Source organism: Psychrobacter luti (genome assembly GCF_014192115.1).
Lineage (GTDB): Bacteria > Pseudomonadota > Gammaproteobacteria > Pseudomonadales > Moraxellaceae > Psychrobacter > Psychrobacter luti.
In genome coordinates this window covers 393,906-407,026 of record NZ_JACHXL010000003.1, presented here as the reverse complement: position 1 = coordinate 407,026, position 13,121 = coordinate 393,906, and the positions used below count along the sequence as shown (strand labels likewise).

The 13,121-nt window shown below is 40.8% G+C and carries 10 protein-coding genes and 1 pseudogene; 9 read left to right on the top strand and 2 right to left on the bottom strand.

The features are described 5' to 3' along the window. Nucleotides 1–138: 138 nt before the first annotated feature. The 6 genes from FHS24_RS08630 (at nucleotide 139) to FHS24_RS08605 (ending at nucleotide 8,268) form a co-directional block, all read left to right on the top strand. The gene (locus tag FHS24_RS08630; RefSeq protein WP_183620694.1) at nucleotides 139–1,782 is read left to right on the top strand and encodes a GMC family oxidoreductase; all 1,644 of its coding nucleotides are present in this window, start codon (nucleotides 139–141) and stop codon (nucleotides 1,780–1,782) included. 521 nt (nucleotides 1,783–2,303) lie between these two features. Continuing rightward, the gene (locus tag FHS24_RS08625) at nucleotides 2,304–3,944 is read left to right on the top strand and encodes an ABC transporter substrate-binding protein (RefSeq protein WP_183620692.1); all 1,641 of its coding nucleotides are present in this window, start codon (nucleotides 2,304–2,306) and stop codon (nucleotides 3,942–3,944) included. Nucleotides 3,945–4,134: 190 nt separating this feature from the next. Beyond that, the gene (locus FHS24_RS08620) at nucleotides 4,135–5,151 is read left to right on the top strand and encodes an ABC transporter permease (protein ID WP_183620690.1); all 1,017 of its coding nucleotides are present in this window, start codon (nucleotides 4,135–4,137) and stop codon (nucleotides 5,149–5,151) included. A gap of 151 nt (nucleotides 5,152–5,302) precedes the next feature. Next, nucleotides 5,303–6,217, top strand: a complete 915-nt coding sequence (locus FHS24_RS08615) for an ABC transporter permease (RefSeq protein WP_183620688.1) — start codon at nucleotides 5,303–5,305, stop codon at nucleotides 6,215–6,217. 1 nt (nucleotide 6,218) lies between these two features. Next, nucleotides 6,219–7,307, top strand: a complete 1,089-nt coding sequence (locus FHS24_RS08610) for an ABC transporter ATP-binding protein (RefSeq protein ID WP_233449104.1) — start codon at nucleotides 6,219–6,221, stop codon at nucleotides 7,305–7,307. Further along, nucleotides 7,297–8,268, top strand: coding sequence for a peptide ABC transporter ATP-binding protein (locus FHS24_RS08605; protein ID WP_183620686.1), 972 nt, complete (start codon nucleotides 7,297–7,299; stop codon nucleotides 8,266–8,268). Before FHS24_RS08610 ends, FHS24_RS08605 begins: the two co-directional genes overlap by 11 nt. Before the next feature lie 12 nt (nucleotides 8,269–8,280). On the opposite strand, the gene FHS24_RS12460 is transcribed toward FHS24_RS08605, so the two are convergent. Together FHS24_RS12460 and FHS24_RS12455 are read right to left on the bottom strand one after the other, a co-directional pair. Next, complete coding sequence (locus tag FHS24_RS12460; protein ID WP_227671757.1) at nucleotides 8,281–8,847, bottom strand: hypothetical protein; 567 nt, start codon at nucleotides 8,845–8,847, stop codon at nucleotides 8,281–8,283. A 120-nt stretch (nucleotides 8,848–8,967) separates the two neighbouring features. Then, nucleotides 8,968–9,210 (bottom strand): annotated as a pseudogene (locus FHS24_RS12455) (nuclease-related domain-containing protein); the annotation flags it as partial. Between the two features lie 270 nt (nucleotides 9,211–9,480). On the opposite strand from FHS24_RS12455, the gene FHS24_RS08595 reads away from it, so the two are divergent. The 3 genes from FHS24_RS08595 (at nucleotide 9,481) to FHS24_RS08585 (ending at nucleotide 13,034) form a co-directional block, all read left to right on the top strand. Next, nucleotides 9,481–10,086, top strand: a complete 606-nt coding sequence (locus FHS24_RS08595) for a YceI family protein (protein WP_183620684.1) — start codon at nucleotides 9,481–9,483, stop codon at nucleotides 10,084–10,086. A 270-nt stretch (nucleotides 10,087–10,356) separates the two neighbouring features. Then, nucleotides 10,357–11,931 carry an AAA family ATPase gene (locus FHS24_RS08590; protein ID WP_183620682.1) on the top strand — a complete coding sequence of 525 codons (1,575 nt, stop codon included), beginning with the start codon at nucleotides 10,357–10,359 and terminating at the stop codon, nucleotides 11,929–11,931. Next, nucleotides 11,931–13,034 (top strand): hypothetical protein, encoded by a 1,104-nt coding sequence (locus FHS24_RS08585; protein WP_183620680.1) that lies wholly within the window; start codon nucleotides 11,931–11,933, stop codon nucleotides 13,032–13,034. Before FHS24_RS08590 ends, FHS24_RS08585 begins: the two co-directional genes overlap by 1 nt. Nucleotides 13,035–13,121: the final 87 nt, after the last annotated feature.

Sequence of the window (13,121 nt, the reverse complement as noted above, 5' to 3'; positions counted from 1 at the left end):
TAACTTTACCAAACACCACTTGGTCATTTTTATTGCATTATTTGAGCAAAATAATAGATACTGTGAGACGGAAGCGATTTTAGAAGCTCGCTTTAATGAGCGCGTTTTAATAAGCATGGATGCTATAAGGAAGGTAACATGGAAGTTGATCCAAGGTTTGATTACGTCATCGTGGGTGGCGGTTCTGCAGGCTGCGTGCTTGCCAGCCGGCTGACAGAAAATCCAGACATCAGTGTCTGCTTATTAGAATATGGCGGTGAAGGTAAAGACCTTGCAGTTCGTGTCCCTGCAGGCTTGATACTTCTGGTACCAGGCAAGCCGCTTAAATTGAACAATTGGTGCTTTCATACTACCCCGCAAGCACATCTTAATAACCGTCGCGGCTTCCAACCACGTGGTCAATGTTTAGGTGGCTCATCTGCTATTAACGCCATGATATATACCCGTGGTAGTGCGCTCGATTATGAGCGCTGGGTTGAGCAAGGCTGCGAAGGTTGGGGGTTTGACGATGTACTACCCTACTTTATCAAATCAGAAAATAATATCCATGGCGCAGATGATCTACATGGTGATAGTGGACCCCTGCATGTCAGTGATTTATTAAGTCCGCGTGAGATATCAAAAGCATTTGTAGAAGCTGCCGTTGCCAATGGTTTAGATCAAAATGATGACTTTAATGGCAAAAAACAAGACGGTGCAGGCTTATATCAAGTCACGCATTTTCATGGTGAAAAACAAGGTCAACGTTGCTCTGCGGCCGCCGCCTATCTACACCCAGTTCAAAGCCGAGCAAATCTGACCGTCATTACCCATGCCCAAGCCAACCGTGTCATCTTTGAAGACAAACAAGCCGTTGGCGTCGCTTATGAAAAAGATGGCGTTGAGCATACGGTGATGGCGCGTCATGAAGTGATTCTATCAGGTGGTACTTTTGGCTCACCCAAAGTTCTGATGCTATCGGGTATTGGTCCTGCTGAGCATTTGCAGTCTCATGACATCGATGTGTTGGTCGATGCACCCGAGGTTGGCGGTAATCTACAAGATCATTTAGACGTGGTCTTTGATTACGAGGTCAATACCACCGACGTCATAGGTATTGGCATGGCAAGCATTTCAACCTTAACCAAAAGTATTCGGCAATGGAGAAAGGATGGCACGGGCCTACTGTCTACCAACTATGCCGAAGCTGGCGCGTTTTTTAGTGTTGGTGACGACCCACAAGACTGGCCAAATACCCAGCTGCATTTTTGCATCTCTCGCGTGCTTGAGCATGGTCGTGATCTTAGACGTGGCTTTGCTGTCTCTTGCCATAGCTGTTACTTAAGACCTGAAAGTCGAGGCACCGTTAGGCTTGATTCAGCAGACCCATCAGCGGCGGTGCTAATTGATCCAAACTATCTCTCGCATCCAAAAGATGTAGAGTATATGGTGGCGGGCGCTGAGCGTACGCGCGCCATCATGCAAGAATCGCCCATCGCCAAATATATCACCGAAGACTACCCTGCTTCTTATATTGAAAAGGACGGCATGCTCGGTTATATCCGTAATAAGTCAGATACCATTTACCATCCTGTCGGTACTTGTCGTATGGGTTCAGACGACAAATCAGTGGTCGATTTAGAATTAAAAGTGCGCGGCGTCAGTGGATTACGGGTTATTGATGCGTCTGTGATGCCGACCTTGATTAGCGCCAATACCAATGCACCAACGATTATGATTGCTGAAAAACTAGCAGACCTTATAAAAGCCAACCATCATCATATTGAGCGAGCCGCGTCATAAAATACGTTAGGATGGAATGGGATAAGCAGCTTATTATGGCTGCTTTTCTTTAAAAGTCTTATCTATTCAAAACTTCATATTCAATAAATTAAGAATGAGCTTATTATATAAAAATGTGGCTCTTATTTTTTTGTCGCTATTTTTAGGATTTATTTAGGCCATTCTATATTAGTAGTCTATGTTCTGGTTTTTAGAATACCGAAAATATCGATAAGCTGCGTTAGATTAATAAATTCAGTGGGTACTGATAAATTCAGCAATAAAGATATTAAAACAAGACGTTTTTTATCAAAATTAGTTTATAGATGCCTTGCATTAACACTGTTTAACAGAGTATATTTAAACGACTTATTTATATCAGTATTTTTTGCAAACCTGACACATTTTTTCATTTGCTTATCAACAATACGATATAAACAATTGCTTTAAAGGGAATTAAAAGTACGTCAATCATATTTATGGTTCGCAAACGAATCTATGAAGATGATTGGCAACTAATTATAATTACATAGGATGTAATAATGCAAAAATCACTTTTCAAATTAACCATGTTAGCGACGGTTATCTTAGGTATTAGCGCCTGTAGCGGCGATAACAAAACCACTGATGACTCTGCTGCCAGCTCAGACGCCAAAGCCGCTAAAACCTTACTTTATTGCTCAGAAGGCAGCCCTGCTGGCTTCGATCCCGCACAGTATACGGCAGGTACTGATTTCGATGCGAGCGCTTATCCTATCTACAACGGCTTGGTAGAATTCAAAAGAGATGGCACTGAGATTCAGCCAGCCTTAGCCGAAAGCTGGGATATTAGTGAAGACGGCAAAACCTATACCTTTAATCTACGTAAAGGCGTCAAATTTGGTAAAACCGATTACTTTACCCCAACCCGCGATTTTAATGCGGACGACGTGGTCTTTACGCTAGAACGTATCACCAATCCTGAGTTTGAATTCAATAAAGCCTATCCTGCTGAGTTCCCGTATTCTGTCGGCATGGGGCTACCTGATCTTATCTCTAATATAGAAAAAGTCGATGAAAATACCGTAAAAATTATTCTAAGCGAGACCAACGCGCCATTTTTACAAAACCTAGCAATGGCTTTTGCTTACATCGATTCTGCTGAATATGCAGAAAAATTAATGGCTGCCGGTAACGCAGCTGATATCAATACCAAGCCCGTTGGTACAGGACCTTTCGTCTTTACCTCCTACCAAAAAGACGCGCAAATTCGTTATACCAAAAATCCAGACTATTGGAACAAAGACGACATTCATATCGACAATCTTGTGTTTGTTATCACTAAAGACTCAGCGGTTCGTGCGCAAAAAGTGCAAGCTGGCGAATGTCATGTGTCCGCTTATCCAAAACCTGCCGAAATTGAATCTGTTAAAAAATCCGGTAAGGCCACTGTTCTTGATCAACCCGGTTTTAACGTCGGCTACGTCGGCTATAACGTTGAAAAACCGAAGCTTAGCGATCTGAAAGTGCGCCAAGCTTTAGATATGGCCATCAACAAAGACGCTATTATTAACGCCGTTTATCAGAGCGAAGGTCTTAAAGCGACCAATCCTATGCCACCCACGCAATGGGGTTACGACGAGTCGCTTAAAGACGCTCCTTATGACGTTGAAAAAGCCAAATCCCTTATAAAAGAAGCCGGTGCTGACAATCTTGCCATCAATCTATGGTATATGCCAGTTCAACGCCCATACAATCCTAATGCCAAACTTATGGCTGAAATGCTACAAGCAGATTGGGCGAAGATTGGTGTCGATACTAAGCTTGTTACTTATGAATGGGGCGAGTATCTAAACCGCGCTGCTAAAGGTGAACCTGACGTTATTTTAGCAGGCTGGACCGGTGACAATGGTGACCCTGATAACTGGCTTGGTACACTACTGTCTTGTGATGCGGTTGGTGGCAATAACTACTCACGCTGGTGTAATAAGGACTTTGATAGTTTGGTAACCAACGCCCGTCAGATTACTAATCAAGATGATCGCGTCAATGACTATGTAAAAGCTCAACAGATATTTAAAGAGCAGCTGCCTTGGACGACGATGGCGCATTCGGTAGTAACGGTATTCACCGCACCAAACGTCATCGATTATAAAATCAGTCCGCTTGGCTCAATACGCTTCGATGGTGTAAAAGTTGAATAATCTTAACTGATGAAGTCCGGTACGACATGCATGATTGTTTAATTGGTATTCGGCTGGGTCAGATACTCTGCTCCAGCCGTATTTATATTAGTTAAGCGCTTTGTTAAGTATTCTGTCACCGATACTCTCATCACTGCCAACATTCTAATCATTAACTTAAAACCATTGAACCACAACTATTGAGCAGCCCATGCTACTTTATATTTTGCGTCGTATTGCCATTCTCATTCCTGTCTATCTTGGCTTAACGCTATCGACATTTACCCTGATTCGGCTTGTCCCTGGAGATGCCGTTGAGATTATGATGGGTGAGCGTATGGTCGATCCAGAGCTTCATGCTCGTGCTTTAGAAAGGCTAGGATTAGACAAACCTCTTATTGTCCAATATTGGGATTACTTAACCGGCATATTGACCGGAGATTTTGGGGCATCCTTTCGTACCCGTACCCCTGTACTACAAGACTTCTTTGCCCATTTTGTACCAACCTTAGAGCTGGCATTGTGTGCCATTGTCATTGCCAGTGTCATTGGGGTTAGCTTAGGTATTTTTGCCGCGCTGCGCCGTGGTACATGGATTGATTACACCTTGATGTCAGGCGCGCTGGCTGGCTACTCCATGCCTATCTATTTATTGGGACCTATCCTGACCGGTATATTTGCCCATTATCTCGGTCTGTTACCCGTCGCCGGTGTCATATCTGTCGCACAGTTTTTAGACGTCAAACCTTTATATGGCTCATGGCTGCTTGGCTCTTTAACATCAGGCGAACCTGGCGCGTTTTGGGACGTGGTAAAACACTTTATCCTACCGTCTATTGCTTTATCGACCATACCGCTTGCGATGATTGCACGCATGACGCGCTCGGCTATGCTAGAAGTATTAGATGAAGACTATGTTCGTACAGCACGCGCCAAAGGCTTGTCGCCGCGTCGCGTGATATTGGTACACGTCATGCGCAATGCCTTGATAACTGTAGTGACGGTGATTGGCTTACAAATGGCAACCTTGCTTGCTGGCGCTATTATCACTGAGACTATCTTTAGTTGGCCGGGTGTTGGTAATTGGCTACTCGATGGCTTCTTTACCCGTGATTATCCTATTGTACAAAACGGTATCTTATTGGTCGCCACCGCCTTGATTTTGGTTAGTTTATTTATTGATATTTTGTATGGTCTGATCAATCCGCGCATCAGACATACTTCTTAATTTAACATTGATAAATACTCATATTATAAATAGTGGCTATTGTTGTTTGCATGGTTTTGAGTGATTTTTTAGTAAATGCTTAATACTTATTAAGGCTAAAATTCTAAAACTTTAAATTTTAGCAAAGCACTAGTCACTGTAGGAAATGCTCATGAAGCCTTCTGTTCTTCCCTCTGATCTTAAGCTGATGGCAGCCACACCGCCGTCGTCTTGGCAGCTATTTTTATCAACATTTTACCGCAATAAAGGCGCGGTACTTGGTTTTATAGTACTGGCCTTGATGGTGATTATCGCCATACTCGCGCCCGCCCTTGCGCCGCATGACCCTTATGAATTATTTACCGGTCAAGAGCAATTGCCACCAGCCTTTCTGAGTGGTGGCGATACGATGTTTTGGCTTGGTACTGATGATGCCGGTCGAGATACCTTATCTCGGGTGATGTATGGCGCGCGTTACTCTTTGTTTATCGGCCTAAGTGCGACGACCCTTGCTATGTTGGTCGGCGTCTCATTAGGACTTAGCGCCGCGTTTTGGCCAAAGGTTTGGGGCAAAGCGGTGATGCTGGTCAATGATATTTTGATGTCCTATCCAAGCTTGCTATTGGCTATCATCATTGCCGCTATCTTAGGACCATCTATGACCAACACAATTATTACGATTGCCTTGGTTTGTACGCCGCCTTTTATCCGTCTGACACGCGCTACCGCCATGGTAGAGCTACAACGTGAGTACTTTGTTGCCTCGCAAGTCATGGGTGCTAGCGTGCTGCGCTTATTATTCATCACCATTCTACCCAACTGTATGGCACCGCTCATCGTCCAAGCGACGATGATTTTTTCCTCTGCCATTTTGGAAGCAGGGGCAATTGGTTTCTTAGGTTTTGGTGTACAACCGCCAGATGCTGAATGGGGCGCAATGCTCGGTACAGCACGTCAATATATTCAAAGTAATGTTTGGCTCGCTATTTGGCCGGGTGTCGCCATCTTTTTAGCCGCATTATCGATTAACCTGACCGGTGACGGTCTACGCGATGCGCTAGACCCCAAATTAAAGCAGGTGACATAAGATGACTGATACCTTAAATAAAACAGCGCTTACCAATACCTCTATGAATGGCTCGTTAATAAAAGAAGCGCCACTCTTGTTAGATATTGAAAATCTTTCGGTCACCTTTGGTCAAGGCGCGCGTGCTTTTCGAGCCGTTGATGATGTCTCATTAAAAATCACCCAGGGCGAAGTTATCGCCGTCGTTGGTGAATCAGGCTCAGGTAAGTCCGTCACCATGATGGCGCTCATGGGACTATTACCACCTTCTGCCACCGTGCGTGCCAAGCGAGTGATGTTTGATAATAAAGACATGCTAATTATGCCAGCCAAAGAAAAACGCGGCATCATTGGCAAAGACATTTCTATGATTTTTCAAAATGCGATGTCTTGCCTAAATCCAAGCTTCACCATTGAGATGCAATTGGGTGAAGTACTACGCAAGCACCTTGGTTTACGGGGTGCGGCAGTACAGGCGCGTATCTTAGAGCTGCTAGAATTGGTTGAGATGCCCGATGCTAAAAATCGTCTCAAAGTATATCCGCATCAATTATCGGGCGGTATGAGTCAGCGGGTTATGATTGCCATGGCAATTGCTTGTGAGCCAAAACTGCTGATTGCCGATGAGCCAACCACAGCGCTTGATGTCACGGTGCAAGCGCAAATTATGGATTTACTCAGCCGTTTACAGCGCGAAAAACAAATGGCAATGGTCTTGATTACCCATGACTTGGGTTTGGTCGCGCAAAACTCACGCGATGTTGCCGTCATGTATGCCGGACAAGTGGTTGAAACCAGTACAGTACCAGAGATTTTTCAACATCCCGCTCACCCTTATACCGAAGCTTTACTACAAGCCATACCTGAGCTGGCTATTGGGCAAGACAGGCTCAATAGTTTGCCGGGTGTCGTACCAAGCCAATATGATCGCCCAAGCGGTTGTTTATTGTCTCCACGTTGTCCCTATAAAGAGGCTGCTTGTGAAGTACCGCCGCCCATTTTAGATACGCCCAATGGCAAAGTGCGCTGTATTCACTCTGAATTGCCTAATCTACCTTCTCGCACCTCTACCCCTCACCCTGCTACTTTGGAGTCACAGCATGAGTCATAAAGTGGTCTTAAAAGCAGACAACCTACACAAGCATTACCCCGTATCACAAGGATTGGGTAAGCCTAAAGCGTATGTTAAAGCGTTAAATGGTATCTCTTTTGAGCTTGAAGCGGGCAAAACGCTTGCAGTCGTTGGTGAGTCAGGCTGCGGTAAATCAACGCTTGCCCGCCAGCTAACGCTCATCGAGCAACCTACTGACGGCGAGCTGTTTATCAATGATGAAGCGACGACCGGCTACAGTAGAAAAGCATTAAAAGAGTTGCGTACCGAAATTCAAATGGTATTCCAAAACCCTTATGGCAGCCTCAACCCGCGTCATACGATTGGCTATCAACTGACTGAACCCTTAGATATTCATACCAAGCTATCTAAAGAAGAAAAGCGTGACAAAATAAACGAGATGATGAGACATGTCGGTCTACGTCCCGAACATGCGGGCCGTTATCCGCATATGTTTTCAGGGGGTCAGCGCCAACGGATTGCCCTCGCCCGCGCAATGATGTTAAACCCTAAAATTGTCGTCGCTGATGAGCCGACCTCCGCGCTAGATGTGTCGATTCAAGCGCAAGTGTTAAATCTATTTATGGATTTACAGGATGAATATCATACCGCTTACGTTTTCATCTCACACAATTTATCAGTAGTGCGCCATGTCGCTGATGATGTGATGGTGATGTATCTGGGTCAAGCCGTCGAGCATGGGTCTAAAGAAGCAATTTATAATGCGCCAAAGCATCCTTATACCATTGCTTTATTGGCGGCCGCACCGACTGTCAGTGGTCATAAAAATGATTTAACCTTACATGGTGAGCTGCCGAGTCCGCTTAATCCGCCAAGTGGCTGCGCCCTGCACAAGCGCTGTCCTTATGCCAAACAACAATGCAGTGAAATAGAGCCAAAACTGCGAGAGTGGGACGGTCGATTGGTTGCGTGTTTACGTTTAGAAGAGATTTATGGTTAGAATAAGGACAACCTAATCAACATTCACCACCCCGCGACACTTAGAAAATTGACTGCAACCAAAAAAGGGCTGACCTTGCTGCTGGCCTTTTTTGGCAACGCGTTTAACCATCTCGCTATTGCACTTAGGGCAATTTGGCGCTTGAGCTAAAATAGTTGTTTGGTTTATTGGCGCTGATTCCAAAACCTCAAACGGCGTGACAAACACTTTATCAGCCATATTATGTGGCGTACTTATCTGCTGAGTACTTAAACTATCATTCAGTAAATCGCTAGACTCAATTTCAGTCTGACCAGACCATCGCGGCACTCCTATGCTTTGAAGGGTGGTTTTTTTAGGAGACTCTTTTACTATTGGCTTAGACGCAAGCTGATTAGCTGGTTTAGTAACTGATTTAGCATTTGGTTTATCACTAGCTTGCTTATTTGACGGGCTATGTTTGTCTTTTAAATAGGCTTTATGCTGTCTATTGGTTTTCCAAGACTTGCTAAATCTATTGCTTTCAATCTGCTCAACAATAGCTTTAACTTCATCCTCGCTTAGTAACTTATCCTGTTTTTTCTTAACATAAGATGCCATGCCGCTGGTCAATACATGCTCAGGCAGCTCATCGCGAGTTTTAAGCTCACACTCACCAATGAACGCAATCATCGAATGGAAATAACTCAAATCCAGCTCTAACAAATCTGCTAATGTTTTGATATGCAGATAATTCTGCCGTAGTGGATTTTGAAATTTATACTTACGACCCATGATGACCTGCGTCCACTGTCTTTGCTTCTCATTACCGAATATCTAGCCTTTATAGTTTTTGGTTTCGATGACAAAGATGCCATATATAGAAACGATGACATGGTCGATTTGGGTGCTGCCGCCATCCGCTAATGGCAAAGTGATATTATTCAGGCGATGATAAACGTCTTTTTCAAGTTTTAGCCACATGGCAATGTTGATGACAGTTTCGCCTAAAACACCTTTAAAGCTGGACATTAGCGACATGATTTTTTCTACTATATAAAGGATTAAATTACTTATTTTAAGCGATACGCCCTTACTAATGCTTACTTCTAAATCGCTCATAACTTTAATAATACATTGAAACAGCACAATTGTAGTAGGCTATCACATTATTATTTCAGCTATAACGCTCAGTCATGCTCTAAAAGCATGTTTAATACTGACGACTTTATTACTACCCTTTGGATCATACGTATGAATACTCGCGCCGCCTCTTTGCTAAAAATTACGCTTGGCACCTCTTTATTATTATCTTTGCCTATGATGGGACTGGCCGCTAATACGATGCCACAAAAGTGGAAGCTGGACGTACCTAAGACCAGCGCAGATTTTGAGGTCAAATACTTAGGCAAGGCGACCACTGACGGTAAGTTTCGTAAGGTAAATGGGGCGATCAATTATGACGTCAAAAAGCCTGAGAGTACGACCATTAATTTTACCGTGCATACCAATAGCATCGATACCGAGCGCAGGCTACGTGACTCTTTTTTACGACGTAAGGAGCTGCTAAACACACAGCAATATCCGACGATGACGTTTGTCTCAAAAAAAATCAAGATGATTACGCCTAAAGAAGCCAGTGTCACGGGCGACTTTACCGCCTTAGGTCAAACCAAACCGTTAACGGTAAGAGTGACTTTATCGGATGTCGAAATTGACCCTGTCACCTCTCAACCGACGTTAAAGTTTCGCGCCACGGGCATGGTAGATCGCTATAACTACGGGGTGACGGCTTTCCCAAAACTTATTAGTAATATCATCCCACTTGAGATATCAGGTAAGCTGATTGCTGCTAACTGATTTTAAATAACTTTAAAAATAGTCAAAAAAAAGAGTTGCTAGAAATCCTAGCAACTCTTTTTTTGGTTTTAAAGCATATTTCCTTAAAGTCAGATTATGCACCTTGCTTGAATAAAAAGCATAGCTCTCAATATAACTAAAAATAATTCAATGAATATAGATTAGATACTTCAATGCTCAATATTTGTATATCCACCTAAATATATTGAGTATAGTAATTATCACTATGATATATTGCAAACTTTAATCTTGTTTCACTGGAATAATATAATGTTAAAATCAATAAGACTTAGAAACCTACGTAGTTTTCCGAACGACGATGATGCGCCTTATGTAGACTTGAAGCCTTTAACAGTTCTAATAGGTAAGAATAGTAGCGGTAAAAGCTCGTTTTTACGAAGCCTTCCATTATTAAGACAATCAGTTGAAGCTAATACTACTGGACCGATATTATGGTATAGCTCTTATGTAGATTTTGGAGCTTTTTCAGAAGCTAAAAAAGATGATAGTAAAGAGAATATAATATATTTTGATTTTAAGCTAACTTTGAATTTTATAGACCATACAGTTCTCAGGAGAAAACAAAGACTAATAGGAATAGATAAATATAACTCTAAAGATATACCTGTTATAGTGAACGTAGGGGTTACTGAAGCTAAGAACAAGACTATAGCTAAAGAGTTAATTATAAGTATTTATGATATTAAATATAGTTTTATTTTTAATGAAAATCTTGATTGTGAATTATATATAAATGATAATTTACAGTCATTTCCTGAGAAATTAAGGTATGTTTCTACCAACCAGTTTCTACCTCGTATTACTTTAATAAATGATAAGTCAGAGTATGGTTTTAATGAAGATAGATTAGGAGATTTTTTCTACGACTCTCTTTTTACTAAGTTGAAATTATACAGTGAAGACAGTGAAGACAGTGAAGACAGTGAAGACAGTGAAGACAGAATCTTCCGAAAGCTTTTGTGTATAGGAATAGTTGAAAGAGATGAGATAAAAAACATATTAATAAAAATATTCAAAAATAACCATAAATTCATGTCAAACTTAGAAGATAATGAAAAAGAAATTTGCGATATTGTTTATCAGCTTTCCCTATCTGCAAACATACCTCACGTTTTAGAACAGTTAAATAATGAAATGGAAAGAACTTTTAAGAATGTCAAATATATAGCCCCTCTTCGCTCTACAGCAGAGCGATATTACCGGCATCAAGACTTACAAGTTAAAGAGATTGACCATACTGGTTCAAACTTAGCAATGTTACTAAAGTCTTTTGATAGCAATGAAAACAAAAGGTTCTCTGATTGGACAATTGAAAATTTTGACTTTCAAGTTCAAGTCAAAGAAGAAGGTTTACATTATGCTTTAAAAATAAAAATAGGAAATGATGGAAGAGAATATAATATCAATGATATGGGCTTCGGTTTTTCCCAAATACTTCCTATTGTTGCATCTATTTGGATAGAAATGACAAAACGAAAAACTGTTTTTGATCGGCGTGTGACTTTGATATTTGCTATTGAACAACCTGAATTACATTTACATCCTGAATATCAGGCTAGACTAGCGAGAATGTTCGTTTCAGCAATTAAGCTTTCTAAAAAGAAAAGAATACCATTAATTATAACCTTTGAAACTCATAGCCAAACTATAATTGATACTCTTGGGGATTGTATAGAAAATAATAAGCTAGATCCCCAAGATGTTAACATAGTTCTATTTGACAAAGACAACGATAGTAGTACCACTAATATTAAATTTTCATATTTCAATAATGAAGGCTTTCTTGAATCATGGCCTGTTGGTTTCTTTTCAGGACGGAAATAATGTTATTCAAGATAATTAATTGTAATCCTGCTGATTATGTAAACGACTTAAATCGTTACTTAGCTTTAAGGAACTTAATTACAAGTTATGGGTTAAGAAAAAATATAGTTATTTTAGGTACTGACGCAATCAATCAAATATTAAACTCAAATATTTATGACACACCTACGAAAAATTTTGTTTATGAGATAGATATCACAAGGCGTGAGTACCATCAAATAGTTCCTCAACTTCTAGTATATTGTATTGTAGATTTCAATTTTAACGGTATAGAATGCAGTCTATCTAATAACCAATTTGCTATTAGAATGGGTTATAAATACTTTGTTAGTACTTCTAATACTGAGTATGTAAATTTCATTACTGAAGGAAAGAATGATTTTGATATGTATACACTAATTGCTAAATATTATGTAAGGAAAATTTCTCCTTTAAATCTTGGAGTAGGTTTAAATTTTTGTCAGGGAGCTGGTAGCCAATGCAAGCAAAGATTTGACGATTTAACAAACGATAGTGAGATAACTCTGTGCATAATAGATAATGATAAATCTCATCCAGCAAAAGGCAAAGGTAGTACGGCAAATTTATTCAAAGATTTTGACAAAGAATACAATAACAATAGTCTTGCTCATATTATTGATGTCAGAGAGATTGAGTCATTACTACCTATTAAAGTCATCGAAGAAGTTGTTTGCGAGAACAAAGTCCCTAAAGATATAGAGAGTTTAGATATCATCAAAGCGTTTAAAACTGTAAATATAAGTTTCAGAGAGTATTTTGATCATAAAGAAGGATTATCCTTAAAAAATGCTATTAATCTTGATAGTAAACATGGAGATTATTGGCTGAGTATATTACATACAAATCATAAGTTTGCCTCATCACAATGTCTCATCAATGAAACTTGCTATGAGTGCCATAAATGTGGAAAAATCGAGGGGTTTGGAGATAATATTCTTAAAAGATCACTTGATTATATGAACAAACTAAATTTAAACTCACTTGATGTAGAACCGGATATTTTAACTCACTGGAATAAGATTGGTGAGTTAATTTTAAGTTGGGGCTGTATACCTAACTCTAGTCCTACTAGAACATCTTAATTTATGCATCGAAACATAAAAAAGAGCTGCCAGATTACTCCAGCAGCTCTTTTATAGACTTAAAAACCAAGTCTAAGCCTTGATTAA